General features: G+C 65.6%; 36 protein-coding genes. 3 read left to right on the top strand and 33 right to left on the bottom strand.

All coding sequences use genetic code 11. The annotated features are described in order from the left end of the window. Positions 1-119: 119 nt before the first annotated feature. The gene (locus tag AB4Z16_RS18505) at positions 120-812 is read left to right on the top strand and encodes a DUF599 domain-containing protein (RefSeq protein ID WP_441512821.1); all 693 of its coding nucleotides are present in this window, start codon (positions 120-122) and stop codon (positions 810-812) included. Next, positions 809-1,078 carry a DUF3253 domain-containing protein gene (locus tag AB4Z16_RS18510; RefSeq protein WP_441512822.1) on the top strand — a complete coding sequence of 90 codons (270 nt, stop codon included), beginning with the start codon at positions 809-811 and terminating at the stop codon, positions 1,076-1,078. The genes AB4Z16_RS18505 and AB4Z16_RS18510 overlap by 4 nt, the downstream gene beginning before the upstream one ends. A 2-nt stretch (positions 1,079-1,080) precedes the next feature. Here the strand turns inward: AB4Z16_RS18510 and AB4Z16_RS18515 are convergent, their stop codons facing one another. The 9 genes from AB4Z16_RS18515 to crcB all read right to left on the bottom strand — a co-directional run bounded on the left by AB4Z16_RS18515 (position 1,081) and on the right by crcB (position 9,287). Next, entirely contained in the window at positions 1,081-1,869 is a 789-nt protein-coding gene (locus tag AB4Z16_RS18515) for a YdcF family protein (protein ID WP_441512823.1), read from the bottom strand. Between the two features lie 137 nt (positions 1,870-2,006). Continuing rightward, complete coding sequence (locus AB4Z16_RS18520) at positions 2,007-2,510, bottom strand: lysozyme inhibitor LprI family protein (RefSeq protein ID WP_441512824.1); 504 nt, start codon at positions 2,508-2,510, stop codon at positions 2,007-2,009. A gap of 51 nt (positions 2,511-2,561) precedes the next feature. Continuing rightward, positions 2,562-3,182, bottom strand: a complete 621-nt coding sequence (locus AB4Z16_RS18525; protein WP_441512825.1) for a glutathione S-transferase family protein — start codon at positions 3,180-3,182, stop codon at positions 2,562-2,564. A gap of 14 nt (positions 3,183-3,196) precedes the next feature. Continuing rightward, positions 3,197-5,197: an acetyl-CoA carboxylase biotin carboxylase subunit gene (locus tag AB4Z16_RS18530; RefSeq protein ID WP_441512826.1), complete on the bottom strand. Its 2,001-nt coding sequence runs from the start codon at positions 5,195-5,197 to the stop codon at positions 3,197-3,199. A gap of 215 nt (positions 5,198-5,412) precedes the next feature. Further along, positions 5,413-5,862, bottom strand: coding sequence for a hypothetical protein (locus tag AB4Z16_RS18535; RefSeq protein WP_441512827.1), 450 nt, complete (start codon positions 5,860-5,862; stop codon positions 5,413-5,415). A 469-nt stretch (positions 5,863-6,331) separates the two neighbouring features. After that, positions 6,332-7,009 carry an HAD-IA family hydrolase gene (locus AB4Z16_RS18540; protein ID WP_441512828.1) on the bottom strand — a complete coding sequence of 226 codons (678 nt, stop codon included), beginning with the start codon at positions 7,007-7,009 and terminating at the stop codon, positions 6,332-6,334. 87 nt (positions 7,010-7,096) lie between these two features. Next, positions 7,097-7,600: a hypothetical protein gene (locus tag AB4Z16_RS18545; RefSeq protein WP_441512829.1), complete on the bottom strand. Its 504-nt coding sequence runs from the start codon at positions 7,598-7,600 to the stop codon at positions 7,097-7,099. A 92-nt stretch (positions 7,601-7,692) separates the two neighbouring features. Further along, complete coding sequence (locus tag AB4Z16_RS18550; protein WP_441513082.1) at positions 7,693-8,967, bottom strand: RluA family pseudouridine synthase; 1,275 nt, start codon at positions 8,965-8,967, stop codon at positions 7,693-7,695. Next, the gene (gene crcB / locus AB4Z16_RS18555; protein ID WP_441512830.1) at positions 8,904-9,287 is read right to left on the bottom strand and encodes a fluoride efflux transporter CrcB; all 384 of its coding nucleotides are present in this window, start codon (positions 9,285-9,287) and stop codon (positions 8,904-8,906) included. Before crcB ends, AB4Z16_RS18550 begins: the two co-directional genes overlap by 64 nt. A gap of 110 nt (positions 9,288-9,397) precedes the next feature. Between crcB and AB4Z16_RS18560 the strand changes: the two genes are divergently transcribed. Further along, a complete protein-coding gene (locus AB4Z16_RS18560) occupies positions 9,398-9,766 on the top strand; it encodes a hypothetical protein (protein WP_441512831.1) in 369 nt (122 codons plus the stop codon). 39 nt (positions 9,767-9,805) lie between these two features. On the opposite strand, the gene AB4Z16_RS18565 is transcribed toward AB4Z16_RS18560, so the two are convergent. The 24 genes from AB4Z16_RS18565 to rplV all read right to left on the bottom strand — a co-directional run bounded on the left by AB4Z16_RS18565 (position 9,806) and on the right by rplV (position 25,935). Then, on the bottom strand, positions 9,806-11,116 hold the full coding sequence (locus tag AB4Z16_RS18565; RefSeq protein ID WP_441512832.1) for a replication-associated recombination protein A: 1,311 nt from the start codon (positions 11,114-11,116) through the stop codon (positions 9,806-9,808). Continuing rightward, complete coding sequence (locus tag AB4Z16_RS18570) at positions 11,113-12,552, bottom strand: DegQ family serine endoprotease (RefSeq protein WP_441512833.1); 1,440 nt, start codon at positions 12,550-12,552, stop codon at positions 11,113-11,115. The genes AB4Z16_RS18565 and AB4Z16_RS18570 overlap by 4 nt, the downstream gene beginning before the upstream one ends. Before the next feature lie 252 nt (positions 12,553-12,804). Continuing rightward, positions 12,805-13,221 (bottom strand): 50S ribosomal protein L17, encoded by a 417-nt coding sequence (gene rplQ / locus AB4Z16_RS18575; protein WP_441512834.1) that lies wholly within the window; start codon positions 13,219-13,221, stop codon positions 12,805-12,807. A 114-nt stretch (positions 13,222-13,335) separates the two neighbouring features. Continuing rightward, positions 13,336-14,352 (bottom strand): DNA-directed RNA polymerase subunit alpha, encoded by a 1,017-nt coding sequence (locus AB4Z16_RS18580; protein WP_441512835.1) that lies wholly within the window; start codon positions 14,350-14,352, stop codon positions 13,336-13,338. 91 nt (positions 14,353-14,443) lie between these two features. Next, positions 14,444-14,833, bottom strand: a complete 390-nt coding sequence (gene rpsK, locus AB4Z16_RS18585; protein WP_043237079.1) for a 30S ribosomal protein S11 — start codon at positions 14,831-14,833, stop codon at positions 14,444-14,446. A 115-nt stretch (positions 14,834-14,948) separates the two neighbouring features. Next, the gene (gene rpsM, locus AB4Z16_RS18590; protein WP_112581136.1) at positions 14,949-15,317 is read right to left on the bottom strand and encodes a 30S ribosomal protein S13; all 369 of its coding nucleotides are present in this window, start codon (positions 15,315-15,317) and stop codon (positions 14,949-14,951) included. Positions 15,318-15,700: 383 nt separating this feature from the next. After that, entirely contained in the window at positions 15,701-16,900 is a 1,200-nt protein-coding gene (locus AB4Z16_RS18595) for an ABC transporter substrate-binding protein (protein ID WP_441512836.1), read from the bottom strand. Positions 16,901-17,137: 237 nt separating this feature from the next. Beyond that, a complete protein-coding gene (locus AB4Z16_RS18600; RefSeq protein WP_441470732.1) occupies positions 17,138-17,731 on the bottom strand; it encodes an adenylate kinase in 594 nt (197 codons plus the stop codon). Next, positions 17,732-19,069 carry a preprotein translocase subunit SecY gene (gene secY / locus AB4Z16_RS18605; RefSeq protein WP_441512837.1) on the bottom strand — a complete coding sequence of 446 codons (1,338 nt, stop codon included), beginning with the start codon at positions 19,067-19,069 and terminating at the stop codon, positions 17,732-17,734. It lies immediately after the preceding gene. A gap of 279 nt (positions 19,070-19,348) precedes the next feature. After that, entirely contained in the window at positions 19,349-19,825 is a 477-nt protein-coding gene (gene rplO, locus AB4Z16_RS18610; protein ID WP_441512838.1) for a 50S ribosomal protein L15, read from the bottom strand. 12 nt (positions 19,826-19,837) lie between these two features. Next, complete coding sequence (gene rpmD, locus AB4Z16_RS18615; protein WP_441512839.1) at positions 19,838-20,032, bottom strand: 50S ribosomal protein L30; 195 nt, start codon at positions 20,030-20,032, stop codon at positions 19,838-19,840. Between the two features lie 10 nt (positions 20,033-20,042). Beyond that, complete coding sequence (rpsE, locus tag AB4Z16_RS18620) at positions 20,043-20,606, bottom strand: 30S ribosomal protein S5 (RefSeq protein ID WP_262333094.1); 564 nt, start codon at positions 20,604-20,606, stop codon at positions 20,043-20,045. A 144-nt stretch (positions 20,607-20,750) separates the two neighbouring features. Beyond that, positions 20,751-21,113, bottom strand: a complete 363-nt coding sequence (gene rplR, locus AB4Z16_RS18625) for a 50S ribosomal protein L18 (protein ID WP_441512840.1) — start codon at positions 21,111-21,113, stop codon at positions 20,751-20,753. 11 nt (positions 21,114-21,124) lie between these two features. Then, positions 21,125-21,658 carry a 50S ribosomal protein L6 gene (rplF, locus tag AB4Z16_RS18630; RefSeq protein WP_441512841.1) on the bottom strand — a complete coding sequence of 178 codons (534 nt, stop codon included), beginning with the start codon at positions 21,656-21,658 and terminating at the stop codon, positions 21,125-21,127. A 35-nt stretch (positions 21,659-21,693) separates the two neighbouring features. Next, the gene (rpsH, locus tag AB4Z16_RS18635) at positions 21,694-22,092 is read right to left on the bottom strand and encodes a 30S ribosomal protein S8 (protein ID WP_400506018.1); all 399 of its coding nucleotides are present in this window, start codon (positions 22,090-22,092) and stop codon (positions 21,694-21,696) included. 13 nt (positions 22,093-22,105) lie between these two features. Continuing rightward, positions 22,106-22,411 carry a 30S ribosomal protein S14 gene (gene rpsN / locus AB4Z16_RS18640; RefSeq protein ID WP_199085556.1) on the bottom strand — a complete coding sequence of 102 codons (306 nt, stop codon included), beginning with the start codon at positions 22,409-22,411 and terminating at the stop codon, positions 22,106-22,108. A 36-nt stretch (positions 22,412-22,447) separates the two neighbouring features. Beyond that, entirely contained in the window at positions 22,448-23,014 is a 567-nt protein-coding gene (gene rplE / locus AB4Z16_RS18645; protein ID WP_199085555.1) for a 50S ribosomal protein L5, read from the bottom strand. Next, complete coding sequence (gene rplX / locus AB4Z16_RS18650) at positions 23,007-23,324, bottom strand: 50S ribosomal protein L24 (protein ID WP_377838317.1); 318 nt, start codon at positions 23,322-23,324, stop codon at positions 23,007-23,009. Before rplX ends, rplE begins: the two co-directional genes overlap by 8 nt. Further along, entirely contained in the window at positions 23,324-23,692 is a 369-nt protein-coding gene (gene rplN / locus AB4Z16_RS18655) for a 50S ribosomal protein L14 (RefSeq protein WP_055730187.1), read from the bottom strand. The genes rplX and rplN overlap by 1 nt, the downstream gene beginning before the upstream one ends. 211 nt (positions 23,693-23,903) lie before the next feature. Further along, positions 23,904-24,146 carry a 30S ribosomal protein S17 gene (rpsQ, locus tag AB4Z16_RS18660; RefSeq protein WP_441512842.1) on the bottom strand — a complete coding sequence of 81 codons (243 nt, stop codon included), beginning with the start codon at positions 24,144-24,146 and terminating at the stop codon, positions 23,904-23,906. Between the two features lie 10 nt (positions 24,147-24,156). Then, on the bottom strand, positions 24,157-24,369 hold the full coding sequence (gene rpmC / locus AB4Z16_RS18665; RefSeq protein WP_400506013.1) for a 50S ribosomal protein L29: 213 nt from the start codon (positions 24,367-24,369) through the stop codon (positions 24,157-24,159). 11 nt (positions 24,370-24,380) lie between these two features. Continuing rightward, on the bottom strand, positions 24,381-24,794 hold the full coding sequence (rplP, locus tag AB4Z16_RS18670; protein ID WP_112581124.1) for a 50S ribosomal protein L16: 414 nt from the start codon (positions 24,792-24,794) through the stop codon (positions 24,381-24,383). Between the two features lie 18 nt (positions 24,795-24,812). Further along, on the bottom strand, positions 24,813-25,544 hold the full coding sequence (rpsC, locus tag AB4Z16_RS18675; protein ID WP_441512843.1) for a 30S ribosomal protein S3: 732 nt from the start codon (positions 25,542-25,544) through the stop codon (positions 24,813-24,815). 10 nt (positions 25,545-25,554) lie between these two features. Further along, on the bottom strand, positions 25,555-25,935 hold the full coding sequence (gene rplV, locus AB4Z16_RS18680) for a 50S ribosomal protein L22 (RefSeq protein WP_441512844.1): 381 nt from the start codon (positions 25,933-25,935) through the stop codon (positions 25,555-25,557).

Genomic DNA, 25,935 nt, shown 5'->3' on the forward strand with positions numbered 1-25,935 from the left:
GATTCCGCGCGCACCGTGGCGGCTTGCCGCCGCAGCGTCAATGCCGTGTCTCTTGTCGTCGGCGCGGCCTCGGCACAAGCTGCTTGCCTGTTTGGCAAGTGAAGTGGCAGAGCGATGGCATGCTCGGTTTCAGCAATCTGGACGTGATCGCCCTGGCGTTCTTCGCCGCCTCCTGGGTCGGCTATCACTATGCCGTCGAACTCGGCCCGCACGCGGGCAAGACGCTGAATATGCGGATGAACCTGCGCCGCGCCCGCTGGATCAACGAATCGATGGCGCGCGACAATCGCATTGTCGACACCCAGGTCATGAACGGCCTGCAGAACGGCACGGCCTTCTTCGCCTCGACTTCGCTGATCGCGATCGGCGGCACGCTCGCCCTGCTGCAGTCGACCGACCGTGTCGTCGCAATCTTTTCCGATCTCCCCTTCGTGCCGGTCACGCTGCGCGCGGTCTGGGAGATGAAGGTGATCGGGCTTGCCGGCGTCTTCGGCTACGCCTTCTTCAAATTCGCCTGGAGCTACCGGCTGTTCAACTACTGCGTCATCCTGCTCGGCGCCCTGCCGCCAAAGGACGAACCCAACGCGGTCGCGAAGGCTCATGCCGTGCATGAGGCGATCGAGATGAACATCGCTGCCGGTCGCCACTTCAACCGCGGCCAGCGCGCCTTCTTCTTCGCGCTCGCCTATCTCGGCTGGTTCCTTGGGCCGGTCACCTTCCTCGCCTTCACCGGTGCCGTGCTCGTGGCGATGTATCGCCGCCAGTTCGCCTCCGACGCCGCCCGCGTCTTCAACTATCCGAGCCAGCAATGACCATCGAAGCAGAGGCGATCGAGCGGGCGATTCTTTCGCTGCTGACGCAGCAGGGACCGGGACGGACGGTTTCCCCCATGGACGTGGCCCGCACCCTCGGCAGCGATCACCCCGACGATTGGGGGCCGCTGATGCAGCCGGTGCGGCGCGCCGCGGTGAAGCTGATGAAGGAAGGCCAGCTCGTCATCACCCGCAAGGGGCGGCCGGTCGACCCCGACGATTTCCGTGGCGTCTACAGGCTGACGCTCCCCGCCGACGACATCTGAGTTCACGGCGCCGGAAAGAGCGCGTCGGTATAGCCCGCCAGCCGATAGGCGACGAGCCCGACCCATTCCTTGAAGCCGTTATCGGAAATCTCCAGAGCCCTGTGCGCACGGCTATAGGGCCGGATGAAGTCGTCGGGCTCGCCCTTGGTCCAGTAGTCGACCGGAAAGGCCTCGACCGGAAAGTTCGCGCTCCGGAAAACGCCCATCGCGCGCGGCATATGCCAGGCTGACGTCACCAGAAGCCAGCGCTCGCCCGGCTTCGGATCGACGAGACGGCGGGTGAAAGACGCATTTTCGCGGGTATTGCGCGACTTATCCTCGAGAATGAGCCGCTTTGGATCGAGTCCGAGGCCCTCGAACAGCAATTTGGCCCCGTCCGCTTCCGTCGTTGTCGCTTCCGATAGCAGGTTGGCTGAGCCGCCCGTGAAAACCACCTTGGCCTCGGGATGAAGCCTGGCGAGTTCCACCGCCTTGGTCATGCGCGCACCCGCTGAATTCAGCACCGCATCGCCCCGCGCCACACCGACTGCGCCGCCGAGGACGACGATGCCGGTCACCGGCCCCTTCGCCGCCTGCTGCTGCGGGAAGCGGTCCTCCAGCGGCCGGACGATGATCCGCGACAGCGGGCTGAAAGCCATCAGCCCAAGCGCAACAAGCGACAGGAGCCCGAGCCACCGCGCCGGACGGGCAAAACGGGTGAAGGCGAGCAGCGCCGAAACGCCCGCGAGCAGGATGACGAAATTGACCGGCGAGAAGACGAACCAGACCAGTTTGGACAGGACGAAGAACATTGCTGGCTCGCGGCTTCAGGCGGATGGCGGACAACCACCGCCCTCCACCCTATAGTCGCAGGCGGACGCGGCACTCCAGCGCTTTCGGATCGCCACCATCCGCCGCCCGATGGTCACGACGGCCACGGGCGATCTGCCTAGCGGATGATCTGCGGCGGCGATTGCGGCTGGCGCCCCGCCTGCGGAAGCCCCTTGGCCAGCTCGATGGCGCGCTCGGCGACCTCGCGCAGCTCGCAACCCGCCTGCCGCCCGGCCTGCAGTTCCTCGCGCTGGCTGGCGCCATAGAGCGCGCATTTCTGCGAGACATAACTTTCCCAGGCGAGTTGCACGGCAGCAAGCCGGCTGCGCTGGCCCGCATCGAGCGAGCGACCGCTCACCTGCAACGCGAGCGTCAGACGTTCGCGCCAGACCGCTTCCTCGCGCCGGGCACAGGCTGCTTCGGCTCCGCGGGGATTACTGCTGGCCGCACGGACACAGGCGATGGCTACGGTTCCGATACAGGCCGAAGGCGACGCTCCATTGTCGCGCAGGCAGCCCGCCAGGGACAACAGGTCGCCGCGCGGCCTCGGCGCGTCCTGCGCCACAGCCGCGCTGGCCGCGCCGAGCGAACATAACAGCAGAGCGGCGCGCAGAGCGTTCATGCAGGGCATCATGACAGGGCTGCGGCGCGGATCAAGCACCGCGGTAACGCCTCACGTGATCGGCAATGGCAGCGCCGCCTGAGCTGCCGGCCGAGCAAAGAGCGCCTCGTACCAGCGACGCACCACCGGCCGCTCGGCCCGCTCGACCGGCATGTTGAACCAGCGATGCGCGCCACAACCGACGGTAATATCGGCAACGCCGAAGCGCTCGCCTGACAGGAACGGCTTGTCCGCCAGCTGCGCTTCGAGGATCGTCATCAGCGCCTCGGCCCGCTTCATGCCCTCGGCGATGACCTTGGGATCGGTATAGCCCGGTGCCTTCCGCACCACGCCCCAGAGCACCGGCGCCAGCGCCGGCTGCAGCTCGGACAGCATCCAGTCCATCCAGCGCTCGGCCTCAGCCCGCCGCACGACGTCCGCTTCCCAAATATCCGCGGCGCCGTAGCGCGCCGCCAGATAGCGCACGATGCTGTTCGACTCCCACAGGTGGAAGTCGCCGTCCTCCAGGACGGGGATCTGGCGGTTGGGGTTCATCGCGCGATATTCCGGCGTGTCGAGCCCACCGAAGGGCCCGCCCACATCGATGCGTTCGAAAGCCTTTCCCACCTCGCCGGCCGCCCAGACGACCTTCTGGACATTGATCGAGCTCAACCGCCCCCAGATCTTCAGCATGTCCCGTCTCTCTCTCAGGCGAATTCCATGATGACGGCATCGACGGCGAGCGAGTCGCCTTCCTTCGCCAGAATCTTGGCGATGGTGACGTCCTTCTCGGCGCGCAGCACGTTTTCCATCTTCATTGCCTCGACCATGGCGAGCGGCTCACCCGCCTTGACCTCCTGCCCGACGACGACCGAAATCGCCTTGACGAGGCCCGGCATCGGGCACAGCAGGAACTTGCCGGTATCGGCCGCAACCTTCTCCGGCATCAGCGCAGCGAGCTCGGCCTCGCGCTGCGTATAGACATGGGCGTTGGCATAGGCGCCGGCATGGCCGAGCGAGACGCCGTTCAGGATCGGCCGGACTTGCGCCGCGATCTTCACCCCGTCGAGCGTGCCGTGCCAGACCGGCTCGCCCGGGCGCCAATCGCTGACGACGCTGACGCTGCGGTCCGGGAAAGCGATGACCACCGCTCCGCCCTGCTCCGTGACCTCGCCCTCGAAGCGCTCCGCGCCCAGCTGGACGATGCGCTGCCGCTCGAAGGAGACCTTGCGCCAGCCTTCCATCTGCGCCGAGACATTGCGCTTGCGCTGGTTCAGCTTGTGGTCGCAGGCGATCGCGATCGCGGCCATGCGCTGCGCTGTCTCACCCTTGGGCTCGGGGAGTGAAAAGCCCTCCGGGAATTCCTCGGCGATGAAGCCGGTCGAGAGATTGCCGGCGATCCAGCGCGGGTGCTGCATCACTGCCGCGACGAAAGGGATGTTGTGGCGGATGCCGTCGATGGCGAAGGCATCGAGCGCGCGCGCCTGCGCCTTGATCGCCGCCTCGCGGGTCGGGGCATGCGTAACCAGCTTGGCGATCATCGGGTCGTAATAGATCGAGATCTCGCCGCCTTCGAAGACGCCGGTATCGTTGCGCACCGTTGCCTCGCCGTCCGGCCCCTCAGCCGGCGGCCGGTAGGTGACGAGCCGGCCGGTCGAAGGCAGGAAATTGCGGGTCGGGTCCTCGGCATAAACGCGGCTCTCCACCGCCCAGCCATCGAGCTTCACATCCTCCTGGCTGATCGCCAGCTTTTCCCCATACGCGACACGGATCATCTGCTCGACGAGGTCGATGCCGGTGACCATCTCCGTCACTGGATGCTCGACCTGGAGGCGCGTGTTCATTTCGAGGAAATAGAACGACTTGTCCTGGCCGGCGACGAATTCGACCGTCCCAGCAGAATCGTAGTGCACGGCCTTGGCCAGCGCGACCGCCTGCTCGCCCATCTTGCGCCGGGTGGCCTCGTCGAGCAGCGGCGACGGCGCCTCCTCCAGCACCTTCTGGTTGCGGCGCTGGATCGAGCATTCGCGCTCGCCGAGATAGATGACGTTGCCGTGCTTGTCGCCGAGAACCTGGATCTCGATATGGCGGGGATCGACGATGAACTTCTCGACGAAGACGCGGTCATCACCGAAGGAGGATGCCGCCTCCGACTTGGCGCGGGCAAAGCCTTCCGCGACCTCGCCGGCGGAATGGGCGATGCGCATGCCCTTACCGCCGCCGCCGGCCGAAGCCTTGATCATCACGGGATAGCCGATCTCGTCGGCGATGGTCACCGCGTGCTCGGGGTTCTCGATGATGCCGAGGAAGCCGGGAACGGTCGAAACCTTGGCTGCAGCAGCCGCCTTCTTCGATTCGATCTTGTCGCCCATCGCGGCGATGGCGCCGGGATTGGGGCCGATGAAGACGATGCCGTTGTCCTTCAACGCCCTAGCGAAGGCCTCGCGCTCGGACAGGAAGCCGTAGCCGGGATGCACCGCCTCGGCGCCGGTCGCCTTGCAGGCGTCGATGATCCTGTCGATCAGCAGATAGGACTGCGCCGCGGGCGCCGCGCCGATATGCACGGCTTCATCCGCCATCTCGACATGCAGCGCGTCGCGGTCGGCATCCGAATAGACGGCGACCGTCTTGATGCCCATGCGCCGTGCCGTCTTGATGACACGGCAGGCGATCTCGCCGCGGTTCGCGATCAGGATCTTCGAGAACATGCGCGGCATTCCCCCGGCTTCAGACCAAACTGCAATAGCCGGGGTGTATTGGACGCCGCAACCGTCGTCCACCGATGCGAAAGTCGGCAATCGCATCGGTCCGACAGGTGGAAGCCTCGTTTCGGCCCGATGCTTTGACAAACAGATAGCTCACCGCACGCCTGGACGAGCGCGTGGTGAGCGATAGGCCAGACCGTTGTGCGCGGATGCGCAGCTCAGTTCGCGAGCAGAGCCCGCGTCGTGCTGCCGGCAGCGACCCGCGCGACCTCCTTCGCTGCGCCCTTGGCGAAGGCGAAGGCAAGCAGCGCCTCGTCGCAATGCTCGGCTTCGCGAGCGATCTCGAAGGCGATACGCTGGGCCGTCACCGTCGGTCCCTCGCCGGCCGAGAGGGTCGTCACCAGCCAATGCGCCTTGTCGCGGTCGATCACGCCGGTCGGGCGGTTCTCCCAGACGGCGAAGTCGACGACGACAGCCACGAGGTAATCCGCATAGGCCTTGCAGCTTTGCGCCACGGCCCGGTCGAGTGCCACCAGGACATCGATGATGTCGCGCGTCACGACGACGTCGTTCAAGATGTTACGCTGAAGCATCTTGACGTCTTCATCGTCGATCGCGCAACGATCCATCACGCGATCGACGAATTCACGAAACTCATGATCCATCATGCTTGAACCCCTGTCCGGCGTTGTTGTGTGCCGGTACGTCCCTGTTGTGGGAACACCATGCACCCGCCTCCCGCATCAGGTGGTTAACGCGCAAATCTGAACGGTTATTCAGGTTAAACAGAACTGAGTCGGTTTGGTTGCGAGGATCTTACTGCCGTGCGCCGAACCGCTCCGGCAGGGCCTCAGCCGGCGATATCGTCGCCGCCCGATTCAAGCGCCCCGCCTGGCTCTCTCCTGGGTTACCCGGTGCCCCGGCGCGTGTGCCGCCCGGCGAACGGACGCCCGGTTCTTGGGGGGCCGGCGCATCGGGATGTCAGTCGCGTATCCGCGCCGCTCCGAAAAGCGGCTTCCGCCGTCCGGCCGGATGCTAGATCGCCATGCGTCCTATCGGGCGCAAAGGGGCGATCTATCTCTTTGTTTGAGCATCGGATTTCTCCGAAAAGTGGATTCCACTTTTCGGCCCGATGCTTTAGGCCGAGACGGTCTTCGGCAATCCCAGCGCTCCCGGCAGTTCGGGGAACTCGCCCAGCACATGCCGGGCGCCGAGTGCGACCAGCCGGTCGACCGGCTGAAAGCCCCAGGATACTGCGACGGGCACCACGCCGGCCGCCACCGCCATCTCGATATCGAAGGAGCTGTCACCGACCATCGCCGTGCGCGTGGACATAGCGCCAGTCTCCGCCATCGCACGCTGGATCATCCCGGGATGCGGCTTCGAAGGCGCGTCGTCGGCCGACTGCACCGTGTCGAACAGCCCCTCCCAGCCATGCCGGGCGACGATGAACTCGGCGCCCTTGCGCGACTTGCCGGTGGCGATGCCGAGCTTCAACCCGGTGTGGCGCTTCAGCTCGGCAAGAGTCTCCGCCACGCCTGGAAACAACGGCTCGTCCAGCGAAGGGTCGCTCTGCGCCTGCAGGCGCATCGCACCGAAGACCTGGCGATAGGTCTCGGTGAGCACATCGTCGGGCTGGTCGAGCCCGGCGAGGCGCGCCATCGCGATATCCAGCGTCAGCCCGACGATGCCGAGCCCGGCCTCGCGCCCCGGATGCACCCGGCCGCAGCGCCTGAACGCCTCGTACTGCGCCCCGAGGATGATCGCCTCGGAATTGATGAGGGTGCCGTCGAGATCGAAGATGATGAGATCCATGACGGCGCTTTAGCGCAACCGGGCGCCGCAAGCCATTGCAGCACCGTCATGGCATTGTCCCACCGGCTATGCGGCCTCACTTCCGGCTCAGCCCTTTGCCTCCCGCGCGCAGGCATCCATGGCCTTGCGCAGATCGGTTCCGTCCAGCCCCTTTGCCCGCGCCTCCTTGCGGCATTCGGAGCGCTGGGCGAGATCGGGCCGCTTGGCGTTGAAGCAGGCCGTCAATGATGCGACCCGCTCCGATCCCTGCAGATTGCGGCCGTCGACCTCCTCCTTGCAGGCGGCCCGCGCCGCGACCGCCGTCGGCTTGCCGTCGCGGGTGAGACCGTCCTGCGCGTAGAGCCGCACACCCGGAAACTTGGCCTGCAGGCACAGGCGCATGGCAGCGCGCAGATCGTCTCCCGAGAGCGCGACATTCTCGGAGAGGCAATCCTGCCGCGCCTTGGCGCGCTCCGCCTGCGGGATAGGCTGGTCAGTGGCAGCAGCAGCCGTGACAGCCGGGGCCACGGGCTTGGTCGGCGCAGCCGTCTGCGCTTGCGCGACCCCGGCAAGACCGAAAAGGAACGCGGAAACAATCAAAAGCGAACGCATGGGACCCCCTTCCGATGATGAGAACATAATTAGAACAGAATGCGGTTTGTTCCGCAACTGTTCTCTTACGTTTCGTCACCTCGCGGAGCGCCCTATTCGTCCGGCGCTTCCACGATCGGATCGTAGGGCGCGTCGTCGAAGCCGAGCAGATTCCAGCTCTGGCGCATATGCGGCGGTATCGGCGCGCTGACGTCGATCGTGCCCTTGCCGCGCGGATGCGGCAGAACGATCCGCCGCGCCAGCAGGTGCAGCTTGTTCTGGATGCCGCCGGGCAGCTCCCAGTTCATGATGTTGAAGTATTTGGGGTCGCCGACGATCGGATGGCCGATATGGGCCGCATGGGCGCGCAGCTGGTGCGTGCGTCCGGTCACCGGCTTCAGCGAGAGCCAGGCCAGCTTCTGCGCCGCCGTCTCCACTACCGCGTAATAGGTCACGGCGTGCATTGCGCCGTCCTCGCCATGCTTGGCGACAGCCATGCGCTGATCGCCGTCATAGGCCTCCTCGCGGGCGAGATAGGTCGAGATCCGGCCCTGGCGAACGCGCGGCACGCCGGCGACGAGCGCCCAGTAGACCTTGCGGGCCGAGCGCGAGCGGAACGTCTTGGCGAGCGTCGCCGCGGCGAAGCGCGACTTGGCGATGACGAGGCAGCCGGCGGTGTCCTTATCGAGGCGGTGGACGAGGCGCGGCTTCTGCCCGTCCTTGCCGGTCAGGGCGGCGAGCATGCCGTCGACATGCCGGGTCGTGCCCGAGCCCCCCTGCACGGCCAGGCCCGCCGGCTTGTTGAGGACCATGACGTCGTCGTCCTCATAGAGCGTGATCGAGCGCAGGAAGCCGATCGTATCGGCATCGGCCTTGGCCGAGCGCGGCCGCTCTGCCTGCGGCTCCAGCTTCAACGGCGGGATGCGCACCGTCTGCCCTTCGCTGAGCCGGTCCTTGCTGTCGGCGCGCTTGCCGTCGACGCGCAGCTCGCCCTTCCGGACGATGCGCTGGATATGGCTGAAGGAGAGCTGCGGGAAGCGCGTCTCGAGGAAGCGGTCGATCCGCATCTCGTTTTCGTCAGGCGTCACCACGAGCTGCTGCACGCCGGTCGAGAGCACCTGCGCCGTCTCGGCCTTGACTTCGGCACGCGTCGGCTTGGCGGCGGCGCGGGCCGGGCGCTGAGCCCGCTCCTCGCCCTCGGCCGGCCGGGCGGCGGCGCGGCGCCTTGCGTCATGGCTCGGCCTTTTGCCGCCCGGCGCCTCCGCCGCGCGCGGCTGCCTGCCGCCACGTCCGGGGCCAGTGCCCGGCCCCTTGCCACCTGTCCTCATGACAGCCCCCGCATCACCGCAAGCCCGCCGACCAGCGCCGCCAGCGACACCATCACGGATCCCAAAACATAGACCATCGCCGCCATCGCCTCACCGCGGTCCCAGAGCAGCACCGCATCGAGAGAGAAGGCCGAGAAGGTCGTGAATCCACCGAGCACGCCGGTCGCCAGGAACAGGCGCAATCCGTGAGGCGTCCCCTCGCCCGCCCGGAAGGCGAACCAGCCGACGACCACGCCCATCAGGGCCGAGCCGAGAATGTTGATCGCCATGGTCCCGTATGGAAAATCCATGCCGAACCAGCGCGGCGAGACAAGGTTCACGCCATGGCGCAGCACGCCGCCGATGCCGGCGCCCAGAAAGACGAGTGCGGTGGAAGTCATTCCTGTGAAATAGAGTGCACCGCCGCCGTGCACAAACGAAATCCGCCGCAATTGACTGTGCTTCTGCGGAAGCCTCGCCTCGATGCCGCGAGGCGGCAGAGGCGATGGCGATGAATGGACGGAATTCGGCTGCGGCACCGGCGCACCGGCCGCTGCTGCGGACAGCGGCTGCGCTCGCCTTCTTCAGCATCGGGGGCACTTTCGCGGCGGCGCAGCAAAGCCCGGCTTCGGACTGGCCGACGGAAAAATGCAACCGATACAAAAAGGCTTACGAGCAGGCATTGAATCGCCAGGGCAAGCAAGGGCTGGGCCGGGACTTCCTGGCCGGCCACGATGCTTTCCTCGCCTCGAACTGCCAGAGCCGCGCCGAGGTCTGCGCCCGCAGCAAGGAGGAACTCGAGCTTGCCAACAAACTGGTGCTGATGGCGATGAACAGCGGCATGTCCGGCACCTTCCTGCCGTTCAACTGCCGAAGCTGAGATGTCATCCGCCAGCCCATTCCGCATTGCGGGCGACGATCAGTCCTCGCCGCGCTCCTGGCGCAGCCGCTCCCAGTATTCCAGCCGCTTGCGGATCTCGCGCTCGAAGCCGCGCTCGGGCGGATCGTAGAAGCGCTGGCGGCCGAGCGCGTCGGGCCAGTAGTTCTGGCCTGAAAACGCGTCCGGCTGATCATGGTCATAGGCGTAGTCGGCGCCGTAGCCCTCCTCGCGCATCAGCTTCGTCGGGGCGTTGAGGATCGTCTTCGGCGGCATCAGCGAACCGCGGTCCTTCGCCACCCGCGTCGCTGCCTTGTAGGCCATATAGGCAGCGTTCGATTTCGGCGCCGTCGCCAGATAGATCACGCAGTTGGCGAGCGCGAGTTCGCCTTCCGGCGTGCCGAGCTGCTCATAGGTCTCGGCCGCGGCCCGGGCATGGAGGAGCGCCTGCGGATCGGCGAGCCCGATATCCTCCACCGCCATGCGCACCAGCCGCCGCGCCAGGAAGCGCGGGTCCTCGCCGGCATCGAGCATGCGAGCGAAATAATACAGCGCGGCATCGGGATCGGAGCCCCTGATCGTCTTATGCAAGGCCGAGATCAGATTGTAGTGGCCGTCCTGTGCCTTGTCGTAGATCGGCGCCCGGCGCTGGATCACTTCCGAAAGGCCGTGCTCGTCAAGAATCTCGCCCGGCTTGGCCGCCCGCCAGATCTCCTCGGCCAGCGTCAGCACGGCGCGCCCGTCGCCGTCGGCGAAGCGCGCGAGTGCGAGCCGCGCCTCCGGCGTCAGCGGCAGCTCCCTGCCCTCCAGCACCTCCGCCCGGCCGAGCAGGAAGAGCAGTGAGCCCTCGTCCAGCGATTTGAAGGTCAGCACCCGCGCCCGCGACAGCAACGCCGCATTCAGCGCGAAGGACGGGTTTTCGGTCGTCGCGCCGATCAGCGTGATCGTGCCGTCTTCCATAACGGGCAGGAAAGCGTCGAGCTGGGCGCGGTTAAAGCGGTGGATCTCGTCGACGAAGAGCAGAGTGCCCCGGCCGCCGAGCCGGCGCCCGCGCGCCGCCTCGAACACCTTCCTGAGGTCAGCGACGCCCGAAAAGATCGCGCTGATCTGCTCGAAGCCGAGATCGACGAGGCCGGCGAGCAGCCGCGCCACGGTTGTCTTGCCGGTGCCGGGCGGGCCCCAGAAGATCAGGCTGCCGACCGTGCCGGAGGCGACGAGCCGCGTCAGCGCCCCGTCCGGTCCGGTCAGATGCTCCTGCCCGGCCACCTCTGCAAGCGTCGTCGGCCGCAAGCGGTCGGCGAGCGGGCGCGGGCCGGACTTGTCCAGCCCCGAGGCGGAGAAGAGGTCGCTCACCCCGGGAAGACCGAGGTGATCGTCTGGCCGTTGCGGGTGATCGTGACCTCCCAGGCCCGCTTGCGCTCCTTGAGGGCCGTCTCGATCTCACGCGAATTGGTCATGCGCTCGCCGTTGAGCGCCATGATGATGTCGCCCTTCTGGAAGCCGATGTTGGCGGCGGTGCTGCCTTCTTCGATCTCGCTGACGACGACGCCCTCATTGCCCGTCTCGATCGACAACTCCTCGGCCAGCGCCGGCGAAAGGTTCGCGACCGTCAACCCCGAAAGCGGGGAACGGCTCGTCAGCTTCACAGTATCGCGTGGGCGCGTCTCAGGCGCCGCGACGAGCTTGACGGGAATCTCGATCTTCTTTCCGCCGCGGAGCAACATGAGGACGGTCGACCCGCCGATCGGGCGCGTCGCGAAGCGGTAGCCGAAGGCTTCGGGATCGTCGACCGCGAGCCCGTCGACCATGAGAATCACGTCCGAGCGGCGCAGCCCCGCCTGGTCGGCCGGCCCCTTCTCGACGATGCTGGCCACGACCGACCCCGCCGGGCGATCCAATCCCAGGCCATCGGCGACGTCGGCGGTCAGGCTCTGCAGGCGCGCCCCGAGCCAGGGGCGGCGCACGGTCTTGGCGCCGGCCTTGGCGCTGTCGACGACGAGGCGCACCATCGCGGACGGAATCGCGAATCCGATGCCGACACTGCCGCCGGAGCGGGAATAGATCGCCGTATTGATGCCGACGACACGGCCCTTCATGTCGATCAGCGCCCCGCCGGAATTGCCGGGATTAATCGCCGCATCCGTCTGGATGAAGGACTGGGCATCGCCCACGCCGATCTGCGTGCGGGCGAGCGCCGAGACGATGCCCTGCGTCACCGTCTGGCCGACACCGAAGGGATTGCCCATGGCGAGCACGATATCGCCGACCTGAAGTTCGTCCGTATCCGCGAGTTCGATCGCGGTCAGGTTCTTGGTGTCGGCGACCTTCAGAACGGCGAGATCGGTGCGCGGATCGCGCAGCAGGATCGTCGCCTCGACCTCGCGCTTGTCGGCAAAGGCAACCTTAACCTCGCTCATATTCTCGATGACGTGGTTGTTGGTCACCACGAGGCCATTGCCGGCATCGACGACCACGCCCGAGCCGAGCGAGCGCTGCACCCGCTCCCGCGGCACCCCGAAGCCGCCATCGCCGAAGAAGCGGCGGAAGAAGGGATCGTCCATGAGGGCGTTCTGCGGCCGCTTCTCGACGCGGGCGCCGTAGACGTTCACGACGGCGGCCTGCGTGCGCTTCACCAGCGGCGCGAAGGACAAGGTCACCTGCTCGCGCGATTCGGGCACCTGCCGCTGCTGGGCGACAGCCGGCAGCGTCGCGGCGCCGGCCATCAGGACGCTGGCGAGAGCAGCTGCCGCCAAAGCCGGCCTACCTGCAAAGCGATGGGTCATGCTCATCCTCGTCCTGACGGCCCGCATCACCGGGGCATCTGTGCTGCATTCTTCCGGAGCTATACCGCGCGGCGACGCTCCGGTTCCGTACCGACATGTCGTGCAATCGCGCGCCGGCGACAAGAGCCAAACCTGCCTTTCCCGAGAAGCGCCAGGATCGGGGCAGTGTTGCGGCGAAGACGGCTTCGCCGCCAAGGCAGACAAAAAAAGAGGCGGCCCGGAGGCCGCCTCTTCAGAGATTCGCTTGAGCGAGGCCGATCAGGCCGCCTCGTCTTCCGCCGTGAAGACCGGGCCGGAATCCTTGCCCTTGGCCTCGACGTCGCGATCGACGAACTCGATGATCGCCATCGGGGCATTGTCGCCGAAGCGGAAGCCGGCCTTCATGATGCGCAGATAGCCGCCGTTGCGCTCCTTGTAGCGCGGGCCGAGGACCGCGAAGAGCTTGCCGACGAGCTCGACGTCCTTGATCTGCGAGATCGCCTGGCGGCGGGCATGCAGGTCGCCGCGCTTGCCGAGCGTGATGAGCTTCTCGACGACCGGACGCAGGTCCTTGGCCTTCGGCAGGGTGGTGGTGATCTGCTCGTGCTTGATCAGGGCCTGAGCCATGTTGGCGAACATCGCCTGGCGATGCTCGGCCGAGCGGTTGAAACGACGACCGCGAAAACCGTGACGCATTGTTTGGCTCCTTCGTTGCTTACGGCCGCCGTGCCACGGAACGGCCGTTCCTTATGCTCCGGCTCGGATGAGCCGGGCGGGATGGCGCGGGATGCCTCCCGCGCCGGTTGAGGCTCAGTAGTGCTCTTCGAAGCGCTTGGCCAGCTCTTCGATGTTCTCCGGCGGCCAGCCCTGGACGTCCATGCCCAGATGCAGGCCCATGGTCGCCAGCACTTCCTTGATTTCGTTCAGCGACTTGCGGCCGAAGTTCGGAGTGCGCAGCATCTCGCCCTCGGACTTCTGGATGAGGTCGCCGATATAGACGATGTTGTCGTTCTTGAGGCAGTTGGCCGAACGGACCGAGAGCTCGAGCTCGTCGACCTTCTTGAGCAGCGCCGGGTTGAAGGGCAGCTGCGGCGCGGTCGAGACGGCCTCTTCCTTGCGCGGCTCCTCGAAGGTGATGAAGACGGCGAGCTGGTCCTGCAGGATGCGGGCGGCGAGCGCCAGCGCGTCCTCGGGCGAGACCGAGCCATTGGTCTCGATCGCCAGCGTCAGCGCGTCCTTGTCGAGGTTCTGGCCCTCGCGGGTGTTCTCGACGCGGTAGGAGACCTTCTTGACCGGCGAATAGAGGCTGTCGACCGGGATGAGGCCGATCGGCGCGTCCTCGGGACGGTTCTGCTCGGCCGGGACATAGCCCTTGCCGGTGTTGACCGTGAACTCCATGCGGATCTCGGCCCCGTCGTCCAGCGTGCAGAGCACGAGGTCGGGGTTGAGGATCGAGACGTCGCCGATGGTGTTGATGTCGCCGGCGGTGACGGTGCCCGGGCCGGACTTGCGCAGCGTCATGCGCTTCGGGCCCTCGCCCTGCATCTTGACCGCGATGGCCTTGATGTTGAGGACGATATCGGTGACGTCCTCGCGAACGCCCGGGATCGAGGAGAACTCGTGCAGCACGCCGTCGATCTGGACGGCGGTGACGGCCGCGCCCTGGAGCGACGACAGGAGCACGCGACGCAGCGCATTGCCGAGCGTCATGCCGAAGCCGCGCTCGAGCGGACGCGCGATCACGGTGGCCAGACGCTTCGGGTCGTCTCCGACCTTGACTTCGAGCTTGTTCGGCTTGGAAAGATCCTGCCAGTTCTTGCTGATCACGACCGCACTCCTGGTGCTGAATTCATCTGGCGGCTTACGCCGCCCCGGACAGGCGCCCGCCCCTGCGGGCGCCTCTTGCAATGGTCAGACGTCAGACGCGACGGCGCTTGCGCGGACGGCAGCCATTGTGCGGGATCGGCGTGACGTCGCGGATCGAGGTCACGGTGAAGCCCGCGGCCTGCAGCGCGCGCAGCGCCGACTCGCGGCCCGAACCCGGACCGGTCACCTCGACCTCGAGGGTGCGCATGCCATGCTCGGCAGCCTTGCGGGCGGCATCCTCGGCGGCGACCTGAGCAGCATAGGGGGTCGACTTGCGCGAGCCCTTGAAGCCCATCGTGCCGGCCGACGACCACGAGATCGTGTTGCCCTGCGCGTCGGTGATGGTGATCATGGTGTTATTGAACGAGGCGTTCACATGCGCGACGCCGGAGACGATGTTCTTGCGTTCGCGACGACGGACGCGCTGGGCTTCCTTGGCCATATCTCTTCTTCCATCCTTCAGGCGCGCCCGTCATGCCAGGCGCTGGGGATGCCGGCGGCCCGTGAGCGGACCGGCCGGCGTATAGACAGCGGGCCGAACAAGCGGCCCGCCGAAATCACTTCTTCTTGCCGGCGATCGGCTTCGCCTTGCCCTTGCGGGTACGGGCGTTGGTGTGCGTGCGCTGACCGCGGACCGGCAGCGAGCGGCGATGACGCAGGCCGCGATAGCAGCCGAGGTCCATCAGGCGCTTGATGTTCATCGAGACCTCGCGGCGCAGATCGCCCTCGACGAGATAGTCGCGGTCGATCGTCTCGCGGATCTGCAGGACTTCGGCGTCGGTCAGCTGGTTGACGCGGCGCTCGGGCGCGATGCCGACCTTCTCGACGATCTCTTGAGCCTTGGCCGCGCCAATGCCGTGGATGTACTGAAGGCCGATGACGACGCGCTTGCCGGTCGGAATGTTAACGCCCGCGATACGAGCCATGGGTCTCATCTCCATGTCGGCCGAAGCACCCGATGGCACCCCGGCGGTGGGAAAAATCCCGCGTCCGGTGGAGGCCGGCTCATGCAGGACGTTGAACGGCTCCACGCGATAACGCGACGTCGTCCCCTTTCACAAAGGCAACGGCATCGCTCGCATGAAACCGGATTGCGGCTCGTTAACGGGTTGCCCGTCCCGAGTCAACCGGTGCAACCAAGAAACATGCCAAGACTGTTGGCATCGAGGCCGGACTGGATATTCGCCGTCATGCTCGGGCTTGGCCCGAGCATCTCGTGACGAAGGAGATTCGCAACCTCCTCTCCCAGGGGTTTCTCGGGTCTCCGCTTCGCTGCGCCCGAGAATGACCCAGCTTCCGGTGTGCGTCCTTACTTCTTCACCAGATTGCATTTGCTCTCCGAAAGCGGGGCGATGATCTCGGCCGCGGGGATCCTGCGGACGACCTTGAAGTAGTCCCACGGCGCCTTCGAATCGGCCGGCGCCTTCACCTCGACCAGCAGCATGTCGTTCATCAGCCGGCCGTCCTCGCGGACCTTTGCGCCGGGCGCGTAGAAGTCGTCGACCGGCAGCTCCTTCATCTTGGCCGCGACTGCGGCGCCTGCGGCCGTGCCCGCCGCCTTCACCGCCTTGAGATAGTGCAGCACCGAGGAATAGACGCTCGCCTGGATCATGCCCGGCATCTTCCTGGTCCGCGCCATGTAGCGGTCGGCGAAGGCGCGGCTCGGCTTGTCCGCGTCATGGTAATAGGCGGTCGTCGTGATCAACCCCTTGGCCTTGTCGAGCCCGAGGCCGTGGACGTCGCTGAGCACCACGACCATGGCGGCGAGCTTCTGGCCGCCATCGACCAGGCCGAACTCGCCGGCCTGCTTGATCGAATTGATCGTGTCCGTGCCGGCATTGGCGAAGGCGACGATCTTGGCCTTTGAGGCCTGCGCCTGCAGCAGGAAGGAGGAGAAGTCCGGCGATCCGAGAGGTGCGCGCACCGTGCCCAGCGTCTTGCCGCCATTGGCCGCGACGATCGCCTCGATATCGGCTGTGAGCTGATGGCCGAAGGCGTAGTCGGCGGCAATGATGTACCAGCTGTTGCCGCCCTCGCGCAGGACGGACAGCGCCGTGCCCTTGGCCGAGGTCGCGGTGTCGAAAGTCCACATGAAGCCGGTCGGCGAGCAGTCCTCGTTGAACAGCCTCGTCGTCGCCGGCCCGTTATAGAGCGCGACCTTCTGCCGTTCCTTGGCGATGCCCGCGACGGCGAGCGCTACAGCCGAATTGGTCAGATCCGCGATCGCGGTGACCCCGTCGGCATCGTACCAGCGCCTTGCCAGGCCGGCCGCAATGTCGGGCTTGTTCTGATGATCGGCCGCGACGATCTCGATCGGCTTGCCGAGCACGGAGCCACCGAAATCCTCGATCGCCAGCTTCGCAGCCTCGACCGAGCCGAGACCGCCGAATTCGGCATAGTTGCCCGACTGGTCGTTGAGGATGCCGATCTTGACCGCATCCTGCGCCCGCGCCGCCGCCGGCATCAGCGCCAGCGTACTCGCGAACAGCAATGCACCCCACCTCGTCATGCGCCTGCTCCCTGTCCTGCACCGGACCGGACTGGAAGGTCGCTTCGCCTCCCGGTCGAAGGTGCTCCACGCCGCTTTTCACGACTTGTGTCCAGCACATCCGGCGGCCCGGCACCTGTCAACGCACGGGCGAAGCGAGAAAAGGCAAAGGCAGGCGCGCAAAAACGCACCGGAATCGAAAAAAACCCGGACGGGCATCGCCCATCCGGGTTCGAATTTCTCTTCGCTGCTTGCGGATCAACCCTGAGCGGCCACCGACAACGCGTTCGCGATCGCTTCCGAGACGCTGTCGATCGGCTGCATTCCGTCGATCGCCGTCAGCTGGCCACGCTTCTCGTAGTAAGGCGCGACAATCGCCGTGTCGCGGTTATAAGCCTCAAGCCGGGTCTTGAAGACCTCCGGATCATCGTCCTTGCGGACCGGCTGGCCAGCCGCCCTCGCCTCTTCGGCGCGACGGACGATGCGGTCCACGAGCTTGCTCTGGTCGACCGTGAGTTCGAGCACCGCGTCGAGCTTCAGCCCTTTGCCCTCGAGCATCCGGTCGAGCGCTTCGGCCTGCGCGAGCGTGCGCGGAAAGCCGTCGAGGATGAAGCCCTTCTTCGCGTCCGGCTCCTCGATGCGATCAGCGACGATGCCGATGACGATATCGTCCGAAACCAGCCCGCCCGCATCCATCACCGCCTTGGCCTTCTGGCCGATCGGCGTGCCCGCGGCGACTGCTGCGCGCAGCATGTCGCCGGTCGACAGTTGAGGAATGCCGTGCTTCGCGACGATGCGCGCCGCCTGAGTGCCCTTCCCCGCCCCCGGCGGCCCCAGGAAAATCAACCGCATTTAGCGCCTCGCTCCTCGCAACTTAGCCTTCTTGACCAGCCCCTCATATTGATGGGCCAGCAGATGTCCGTGAACTTGAGCCACGGTGTCCATCGTCGTCGTCACCACGATGAGCAGCGAAGTGCCGCCCAGCAGGATGATCGGGATCTGAGCATAGGTGATCATGAACTCGGGGATAAGGCAGACGATGGTCAGATACCCGGCGCCGAGAACGGTGATGCGGCTGAGGATGCGGTCGATATGCTCGGCGGTGCGCTCGCCCGGGCGGATGCCCGGCATGAAGCCGCCGTGCTTCTTGAGGTTATCCGCCGTCTCGACCGGGTTGAACACGATCGCGGTGTAGAAGAAGCAGAAGAAGATGATCAGCGCTGCGTAGAGGACCATGAACAGCGGCCGGCCATGGGCGAGATAGGTCGCGATGATCGACAGGAAGCCCGTGCCGCCCGAGGCCTGCGAGAAGCTGGCGACCGTCGTCGGCAGCAGCAGCAGCGACGAGGCGAAGATCGGCGGAATGACGCCCGAGGTGTTCAGCTTCAGCGGCAGGAACGAGGTCTGGCCCTCATACATGCGGTTGCCGACCTGGCGCTTCGGATAGTTGATCAGCAGCCGGCGCTGCGCGCGCTCCATGAACACGCAGAACGCGATGACGCAAACCGCCATCACCAGGATGCCGAGCAGCAGCCCGGTCGAGATCGCGCCCTGGCGGCCGAGTTCGAGGGTCTGGGCGAGCTGCGACGGGAATTCGGCGATGATGCCCCCGAAGATGATCATCGAGGTGCCGTTGCCGATGCCACGGCTGGTGATCTGCTCGCCCAGCCACAGCAGGAACATGGTGCCGCCGACGAGCGTAAGCGTGGTCGAGAGCAGGAAGAACGGCCCGGGCTCGAGGACGAGGTTGCCCGAACCCTGCAGGCCGACGCCGATCGCATAGGCCTGGAACACCGCCAGCACCAGCGTCAGGTAGCGGGTGTACTGGTTGAGCGTCTTACGGCCCTGCTCGCCTTCCTTCTTCAGCGCCTCGAAGCTCGGGATGACGCTGGACAGCAGCTGCACGATGATCGAGGCCGAGATGTACGGCATGATCGCCAGCGCGAAAATGGCGAGGCGGCCGACGGCACCGCCCGAGAACATGTTGAACATGCCGAGCACGCCGCTCTGCGACTGGCGGAAGAGATCGGCGACCGCGTCCGGGTTCATGCCTGGCAGCGGGATGTAGGTGCCCAGCCGGTAGACGACGAGCGCGCCCAGCGTGAACCAGATTCGCTTCTTCAGTTCGTCCGCCTTGGCGAAGGCCCCGAAATTGAGGTTTGCCGCAAGCTGTTCAGCCGCCGATGCCATGCGTCCGGTCCTTGGGTCTCAAGTCAGTCAGTGAAGCACATCCCCTGCCGCGCTCGCGGTGCGTTTTCGGGTCGTGCGCTTTGCGTCAAACAGTCGAACGGCGGCCTGGGCGTTGGCCCGGCCGCCGTTCGCAAACGTCATGTAGGCGCTAGAGCCGGATGGTTCCAGATGGAAGCGCAAAGCGTTTCCATCTGGAAGCTGAATCCGTCTCTTATCAAAAAACGAGAGCAGGATTCATGCGAAAAACCGGTTCCCACTTTTTCGCATCCTGCTCGCGGATCACGCCTGCGAAGCAGCAGCCAGAATCTTGACCGTGCCGCCAGCCTTCTCGATCGCAGCGACGGCCGACTTCGACGCGCCAGCCACCTCGAAAGCGAGCTTGGTCTTGAGCTCGCCGACGCCGAGGATCTTGACGCCGTCCTTGGCCTGGCGGGTGATGACACCGGCGGCGACAAGCGCCTCGATGGTCACGGCGCCCTTGGCATCGAGCTTCCCGGCTTCCACGGCCTGCTGGATGCGACCGAGATTGACCTCGTTCAGATCCTTGGCAAACAGGTTGTTGAAGCCGCGCTTCGGCAGGCGGCGATAGAGCGGCATCTGGCCGCCTTCGAAGCCCTTGATGGCGACGCCGGCGCGCGAGGTCTGACCCTTCACGCCACGGCCGCCGGTCTTGCCCTTGCCCGAGCCGATACCACGGCCGACGCGGATGCGCTCCTTGAGAGCGCCTTCGTTGTCACGAATCTCGTTGAGTTTCATGTGTCGCCCTCCTCAGTTCGCGTCGACGACGCGCACGAGGTGCTTGACCTTCTCGACCATGCCACGCACCGCGGGGGTGTCCTGGAGGGTCGAGCGGCGGCGGATCTTATTCAGGCCGAGACCGATGAGGGTCTGGCGCTGGGTGGCGTCGCGGCGGATCGGGGAGCCGATCTGCTCGACGGTGAAGGTCTTCTCAGCCTTTGCCATGAATCCCTCCTCACGCTTCCGCGGCCGCATCCGTGCCGGCATCGCGGCGACGGGTCTGCAGGGCCGAAACCTTGAGCGAGCGACGAGCCGCGACCGAGCGCGGGCTGTCCTCGTTCTTCAGCGCGTCGAAAGTGGCGCGCACGAGGTTGTACGGGTTGGAGGAGCCGAGCGACTTCGACACGACGTCCTGCATGCCGACCGCCTCGAAGACGGCGCGCATCGGACCGCCGGCGATGATGCCGGTACCAGCCGGAGCAGCGCGCAGCACCACCTTGCCGGCGCCGTGGCGGCCCTGCACGTCGTGATGGAGGGTGCGGCCCTCGCGCAGCGGGATGCGGACGAGGCCACGCTTGGCGGCTTCCGTCGCCTTGCGGATCGCCTCGGGAACTTCACGGGCCTTGCCGTGGCCGAAGCCGACGCGGCCCTTCTGGTCGCCGACGACGACGAGCGCAGCGAAGCCGAAGCGACGACCACCCTTCACCACCTTGGCGACGCGGTTGATGTGGACGAGCTTATCCACGAATTCGGAATCGCGATCCTCGCTATCCCGGCGCTCACGCGGCTCTCTAGCCATGTCTTTCCTCTTACTTGCGCGGACGAAGGTCTGAGCCTCACGCCGCTCGCTCGAGCCTAACCCCGTGCCTCATTGCGCGGGGGAAGCTGAAAACGGATGCCGCCCGGCCGGCGCAAGCGCCGAACCGGGCGAAACCCGATAACCTCAGAACTTGAGGCCGCCCTCGCGGGCTGCATCGGCCAGCGCCTTGACGCGGCCGTGGTACATATAGGGACCGCGATCGAAGACAACGTCCGTCACGCCGGCCTTGACCGCGCGCTCGGCGACGATCTTGCCGATCTGGCCGGCCGCCTCGACATTGGCGCCCGACTTGATCTGGGCGCGCACGTCCTTGTCGAGCGACGAGGCCGAAGCGAGGGTGACCCCGTTCACGTCGTCGATGACCTGGGCGTAGATCTGCTTGCCGGTGCGATGCACCGAGAGGCGCGGGCGACCGTTGGCAACCGCCTTGATCGCGCGGCGGACGCGAGCCTTGCGGCGCGCAGTCACATCGTTCTGCTTGCTCATGGCTGGCGTCCTTACTTCTTCTTGCCTTCCTTGCGGAAGATGAACTCGCCGGCGTACTTGACGCCCTTGCCCTTGTAGGGCTCGGGGCCACGATAGTCGCGGATTTCCGCGGCGGTCTGGCCGACGATCTGCTTGTCGATACCGGTGACGACGATCTCCGTCGGCTTCGGCGTCACGATCGCGACACCGGCCGGAATTTCGTAGTCGATATCATGGCTGAAGCCGAGCGACAGCTTCAGCACCTTGCCGTTGACGGCGGCCTTGTAGCCGACGCCGTTGATTTCGAGGCGCTTCTCGAAGCCGGCGGTGGTGCCGACGACGAGGTTGTTGATGCGGGCGCGCGAGGTGCCCCAGAGCGCGCGGGCGCGCTTCGACTGCGAACGCGGCTGAACCGCGATCGCGCCGTCCTCCATGGCAACCGAGACGTCCTCGGGCACCTCGAAGGAGAGCTCGCCCTTCGAGCCCTTGATCTTGACGAGCTGGCCGGTGACCGTGGCGGTGACGCCCGCGGGAACCGAAACCGGCTTCTTACCGATACGAGACATTGGATCTCTCCTGAAGATGAGCGGCGCCTGTAAGGTCAGAAGACCTTGCAGAGCACTTCGCCGCCCACGTTCTGCTCGCGGGCCACATGATCAGCCATCACGCCACGCGGCGTCGAGACGATCGTCACGCCAAGGCCGTCGGCCACGCGCGGCATGGTCTCGACCGACGAGTAGACGCGGCGGCCGGGCTTCGAAACACGCGAGATCGACCGGATGACCGGCTGGCCCTCGTGATACTTCAGCTCGATGTCGAACTCCGTCCGGCCATTGCCGAACTCGGTCTGGCTGTAGCCGCGGATATAACCCTCGGACTGCAGAACGTCGAGCACGCGGGCGCGCAGCTTCGAACCAGGGGTGGAAACGCGCGACTTGCGGCGCAGCTGCGCATTCCGGATGCGGGTCAGCATATCGCCGAGCGGATCAATGATCGCCATTGTCCAGTCCTCCTTACCAGCTCGACTTCACGAGGCCGGGAACCAGCCCCTTGTTGCCGAGCTCACGCAGCGCGACACGCGACATCTTCAGCTTGCGATAGAACGCACGCGGACGGCCCGTCACCTCGCAGCGATTGCGGATGCGGATCTTGGCCGAGTTGCGCGGCAGTTCGGCCAGCTTGAGGCGAGCGAGGAAACGCTCGTCCATGGGCTGGTTGTCATCATTGGCAATTGCGAGCAAACGGGCCCGGCGGCCGGCGAATTTCTTCACCAGCTTCCTGCGGCGCTCGTTGTTCTCGACGGAGCTTTTCTTAGCCATCGATCTCTCCTGGTTTCCGCGTATGAACGCTTAGGTTCACTGCCGGAACGGGAAGTTGAAGTGCTTGAGCAGAGCGCGCGCCTCGTCATCCGACTTCGCAGTCGTGCAGACGATCACGTCCATGCCCCAGACCTGGTCGACCTTGTCGTAGTTGATCTCGGGGAACACGATGTGCTCCTTGATCCCGAGCGCGAAGTTACCGCGCCCGTCGAACGACTTGGGGTTGAGACCCCGGAAGTCGCGCACGCGCGGCAAGGCGATGGTGACGAGCCGGTCGACGAACTCGAACATCTTGGTCTTGCGCAGCGTGACCTTGCAGCCAACCGCCATGTTCTCGCGCAGCTTGAAGCCGGCGATCGCGAGGCGGGACTTGGTGATGACCGGCTTCTGACCGGCGATCATGGCGAGATCGCCGGCGGCGTTGTCGACCTTCTTGCGGTCGGCCGTCGCTTCGCCAACGCCCATGTTGATGACGATCTTCTCGATCGTCGGCACTTCCATGACGTTCTTGTAGCCGAATTCGGCAATCATCGCGGGACGGACGACGTCCTCGTAATGCTTCTTCATGCGCGGCGAGAGAGCCGCCTGCTGAGCCTCAGCCATCGATCAGATCCCCCGAACGCTTGGCGAAACGGACCTTGCGGCCGTCATCGAGCACCTTGAAACCAACGCGGGTCGGCTTGCCGTCCTTCGGATCGGCCACGGCGATGTTCGACAGGTCGATGGTGGCCTCCTTCGAGATGATGCCACCCTCGGACGTCTGCGACTGCTTGGTGTGCTTCTTGACGAGGTTGACACCACGCACGACGGCGCGGGCATCCTTCGGCAAAACCTGCAGCACTTCGCCCGACTTACCCTTGTCGCGGCCAGCAAGCACGACGACCTTGTCGCCCTTCTTGATTTTCGCAGCCATCACAGCACCTCCGGCGCCAGCGAGATGATCTTCATGTGGTTCTTGGCGCGCAGCTCGCGCGGAACCGGTCCGAAGATACGCGTGCCGACAGGCTCCTTCTGGTTGTTGATCAGCACGGCCGCATTGCGGTCGAACCGGATCACCGAACCATCGGCGCGCTTGACGTCCTTGGCGGTGCGAACGACGACCGCCTTCATGACGTCGCCCTTCTTCACGCGACCGCGCGGAATGGCTTCCTTGATCGAAACGACGATAATGTCGCCGACACCGGCGTACTTGCGCTTCGACCCGCCGAGAACCTTGATGCACATCACGCGACGCGCGCCCGAATTGTCGGCGACGTCGAGATTCGTCTGCACCTGGATCATGGCCTTGATCCTTCCAATCTGTGTATCAGGCGGTTTCCGGAGCGGCCTCAGCGCTGCTCGGGACTACGACTGACGGGGGTCGATCGCCCCCTTGGCCTCAAAACAAAACACGATCCGCAAAAGTGGTTTCCACCTTTGCGGAGAGACATGTCCGGCTTCCTTCAGGCGCCCTGCCCGCCCCTGATTCGGGGCCGGGCAAAGCCGTCTCGCCTCACGCCTTAGGGGCGCCGTCGAGCACAACCCAGCTTTTCAGCTTGGAAATCGGCTTGGACTCCTCGATCCACACCGTATCGCCAATCTTGAACGAACCCGCCTCGTTATGGGCGTGATAGTTCTTCGTACGGCGAACCGTCTTCTTGAGGAGCGGGTGCGTATAACGCCGCTCGACCTTAACCACAACAGTTTTGTTCTGCTTGTCGCTGACGACGACGCCCTGGAGCACGCGCTTAGGCATTATCTTCTCCTCACGCGCTGGCCGCAACGGCCTTCGACCGCTGCAGCGTCTTGATGCGGGCGATATCCTTGCGCAGTTCGGTGACGCGCGCGGTGTTCTCGAGCTGGCCCGTTGCCCGCTGGAAGCGCAGGTTGAACTGCTCCTTCTTCAGCTTGAGCAACTCATCCTGGAGCTGGTCCGTGCTCATCGACTTCAGGTCGGAAAGACGCTGTGTGCTTTTCATGTCGCCCTCCCTTACTCGGCGATGCGCTGGATGAAGCGGGTCTTGATCGGCAGCTTGGCGGCGCCGAGACGGAGCGCCTCGCGGGCGATCTCCTCGGACACGCCGTCGAGCTCGAACATGATCCGGCCCGGCTTGACCTTGGCCGCCCAGAATTCGGGCGAACCCTTGCCCTTACCCATGCGGACTTCGGTCGGTTTCTTCGAAACCGGCACGTCGGGGAACACGCGGATCCAGACGCGGCCGACGCGCTTCATCGCGCGGGTGATCGCGCGGCGGGCCGCTTCGATCTGACGAGCGGTAACGCGCTCGGGCTCTTGTGCCTTCAGGCCGAACTGGCCGAAGTTGAGGTCCGTGCCGCCCTTGGCGACGCCGGAGATGCGTCCCTTGAACTGCTTACGGAACTTGGTGCGTTTTGGTTGCAGCATGGCTCTTCTCGATCAGCCTTACGCAGCCTGCTCGCGACGATCGCGATCGCGGTGATCACGGTCGCGGCCGCCGGAACGGCCGCCCTCGTCGGAGAGGCGCTTGTCCTGGGCCATCGGGTCGTGTTCCAGGATCTCGCCCTTGAAGATCCAGACCTTGATGCCGCACGTCCCGTAGGTCGTGAAGGCGGTGGCGACGCCGTAATCGACGTCGGCGCGCAGCGTATGCAGCGGCACGCGGCCCTCACGGTACCATTCGAGGCGGGCGATCTCGGCGCCGCCGAGACGGCCCGAGCAGTTGATGCGGATGCCCTCGGCGCCCAGACGCATGGCCGACTGCACGGCGCGCTTCATCGCACGACGGAAGGCGACACGGCGCTCGAGCTGCTGCGCGATCGAGTCGGCGACGAGCGTCGCGTCGATCTCGGGCTTGCGCACCTCGACGATGTTGATCGTCACATCGGCCTTGGTGAGGTTCGAGACCACCTTGCGGAGCTTCTCGATGTCGGCACCCTTCTTGCCGATCACCACGCCCGGACGAGCCGAGTGGATGGTGACGCGGCACTTCTTGTGCGGACGCTCGATGATGATCTTCGAGACAGCAGCCTGCTTCAGCAGCTTCATCAGGGCGGCGCGGATCGCCATGTCCTCATGCAGCAGCTTGCCGTACTCGCCCTTGTTGGCGAACCAACGCGAGTCCCAGGTACGGTTGATGCCGAGGCGCAGGCCGATCGGATTGATTTTCTGACCCATCGTTCTCTCCTCAGGCCTGCGCTGCCTGCTCGCGCACCACGATCGTGATGTTCGAGAACGGCTTCATGATCCGGGCGCCACGGCCGCGGGCGCGGGCGTGGAAGCGCTTCATGACGAGTGCCTTGCCGACAAAGGCCTGGGCGACGACGAGATCGTCGACGTCGAGGTCGTGATTGTTCTCGGCGTTGGCGATCGCGCTCTGCAGGCACTTGCGAACATCGTTCGCGATGCGCTTGCGGGAGAACTCGAGATCGGCGAGCGCCGTCGAGACCTTCTTGCCGCGGATCAGCTGAGCGACGAGGTTCAGCTTCTGCGGCGAGACGCGCAGGTTGCGGGCGACCGCAAGCGCTTCGTTCTCGGGCAGCGCACGGGGGGCGGATGCTTTACCCAT

The sequence above is a fragment of the Allobosea sp. TAF32 genome, from assembly GCF_052113585.1.
In the GTDB taxonomy this organism is placed as follows: Bacteria; Pseudomonadota; Alphaproteobacteria; order Rhizobiales; family Beijerinckiaceae; genus Allobosea.

Bases quoted from the DNA above. Each gene is read 5' to 3' on its own strand.
- AB4Z16_RS18600 (WP_441470732.1), bottom strand. From the start codon at position 17,731: ATGCGGTTGATTTTCCTGGGGCCGCCGGGGGCGGGGAAGGGCACTCAG.
- rpsH (WP_400506018.1), bottom strand. From the start codon at position 22,092: ATGGCGATCATTGATCCGCTCGGCGATATGCTGACCCGCATCCGGAAT.
- rplP (WP_112581124.1), bottom strand. From the start codon at position 24,794: ATGCTGCAACCAAAACGCACCAAGTTCCGTAAGCAGTTCAAGGGACGC.
- rpsE (WP_262333094.1), bottom strand. From the start codon at position 20,606: ATGGCTAGAGAGCCGCGTGAGCGCCGGGATAGCGAGGATCGCGATTCC.
- rplE (WP_199085555.1), bottom strand. From the start codon at position 23,014: ATGGCTGAGGCTCAGCAGGCGGCTCTCTCGCCGCGCATGAAGAAGCAT.
- rpmC (WP_400506013.1), bottom strand. From the start codon at position 24,369: ATGAAAAGCACACAGCGTCTTTCCGACCTGAAGTCGATGAGCACGGAC.
- AB4Z16_RS18540 (WP_441512828.1), bottom strand. From the start codon at position 7,009: ATGGATCTCATCATCTTCGATCTCGACGGCACCCTCATCAATTCCGAG.
- AB4Z16_RS18545 (WP_441512829.1), bottom strand. From the start codon at position 7,600: ATGCGTTCGCTTTTGATTGTTTCCGCGTTCCTTTTCGGTCTTGCCGGG.
- AB4Z16_RS18515 (WP_441512823.1), bottom strand. From the start codon at position 1,869: ATGTTCTTCGTCCTGTCCAAACTGGTCTGGTTCGTCTTCTCGCCGGTC.
- rpsC (WP_441512843.1), bottom strand. From the start codon at position 25,544: ATGGGTCAGAAAATCAATCCGATCGGCCTGCGCCTCGGCATCAACCGT.
- AB4Z16_RS18505 (WP_441512821.1), top strand. From the start codon at position 120: ATGCTCGGTTTCAGCAATCTGGACGTGATCGCCCTGGCGTTCTTCGCC.
- rpsQ (WP_441512842.1), bottom strand. From the start codon at position 24,146: ATGCCTAAGCGCGTGCTCCAGGGCGTCGTCGTCAGCGACAAGCAGAAC.
- AB4Z16_RS18520 (WP_441512824.1), bottom strand. From the start codon at position 2,510: ATGAACGCTCTGCGCGCCGCTCTGCTGTTATGTTCGCTCGGCGCGGCC.
- rplQ (WP_441512834.1), bottom strand. From the start codon at position 13,221: ATGCGTCACGGTTTTCGCGGTCGTCGTTTCAACCGCTCGGCCGAGCAT.
- AB4Z16_RS18595 (WP_441512836.1), bottom strand. From the start codon at position 16,900: ATGACGAGGTGGGGTGCATTGCTGTTCGCGAGTACGCTGGCGCTGATG.
- AB4Z16_RS18530 (WP_441512826.1), bottom strand. From the start codon at position 5,197: ATGTTCTCGAAGATCCTGATCGCGAACCGCGGCGAGATCGCCTGCCGT.
- rplV (WP_441512844.1), bottom strand. From the start codon at position 25,935: ATGGGTAAAGCATCCGCCCCCCGTGCGCTGCCCGAGAACGAAGCGCTT.
- crcB (WP_441512830.1), bottom strand. From the start codon at position 9,287: ATGACTTCCACCGCACTCGTCTTTCTGGGCGCCGGCATCGGCGGCGTG.
- secY (WP_441512837.1), bottom strand. From the start codon at position 19,069: ATGGCATCGGCGGCTGAACAGCTTGCGGCAAACCTCAATTTCGGGGCC.
- rpsN (WP_199085556.1), bottom strand. From the start codon at position 22,411: ATGGCTAAGAAAAGCTCCGTCGAGAACAACGAGCGCCGCAGGAAGCTG.
- rpsK (WP_043237079.1), bottom strand. From the start codon at position 14,833: ATGGCCAAGGAAGCCCAGCGCGTCCGTCGTCGCGAACGCAAGAACATC.
- AB4Z16_RS18525 (WP_441512825.1), bottom strand. From the start codon at position 3,182: ATGCTGAAGATCTGGGGGCGGTTGAGCTCGATCAATGTCCAGAAGGTC.
- AB4Z16_RS18535 (WP_441512827.1), bottom strand. From the start codon at position 5,862: ATGATGGATCATGAGTTTCGTGAATTCGTCGATCGCGTGATGGATCGT.
- AB4Z16_RS18570 (WP_441512833.1), bottom strand. From the start codon at position 12,552: ATGAGCATGACCCATCGCTTTGCAGGTAGGCCGGCTTTGGCGGCAGCT.
- rplN (WP_055730187.1), bottom strand. From the start codon at position 23,692: ATGATCCAGGTGCAGACGAATCTCGACGTCGCCGACAATTCGGGCGCG.
- rplX (WP_377838317.1), bottom strand. From the start codon at position 23,324: ATGGCTGCGAAAATCAAGAAGGGCGACAAGGTCGTCGTGCTTGCTGGC.
- rplO (WP_441512838.1), bottom strand. From the start codon at position 19,825: ATGAAACTCAACGAGATTCGTGACAACGAAGGCGCTCTCAAGGAGCGC.
- rpsM (WP_112581136.1), bottom strand. From the start codon at position 15,317: ATGGCTCGTATCGCGGGCGTTAACATTCCGACCGGCAAGCGCGTCGTC.
- rpmD (WP_441512839.1), bottom strand. From the start codon at position 20,032: ATGGCAAAGGCTGAGAAGACCTTCACCGTCGAGCAGATCGGCTCCCCG.
- AB4Z16_RS18560 (WP_441512831.1), top strand. From the start codon at position 9,398: ATGAATGGACGGAATTCGGCTGCGGCACCGGCGCACCGGCCGCTGCTG.
- rplF (WP_441512841.1), bottom strand. From the start codon at position 21,658: ATGTCTCGTATCGGTAAGAAGCCGGTTTCGGTTCCCGCGGGCGTCACC.
- rplR (WP_441512840.1), bottom strand. From the start codon at position 21,113: ATGAGCAAGCAGAACGATGTGACTGCGCGCCGCAAGGCTCGCGTCCGC.
- AB4Z16_RS18510 (WP_441512822.1), top strand. From the start codon at position 809: ATGACCATCGAAGCAGAGGCGATCGAGCGGGCGATTCTTTCGCTGCTG.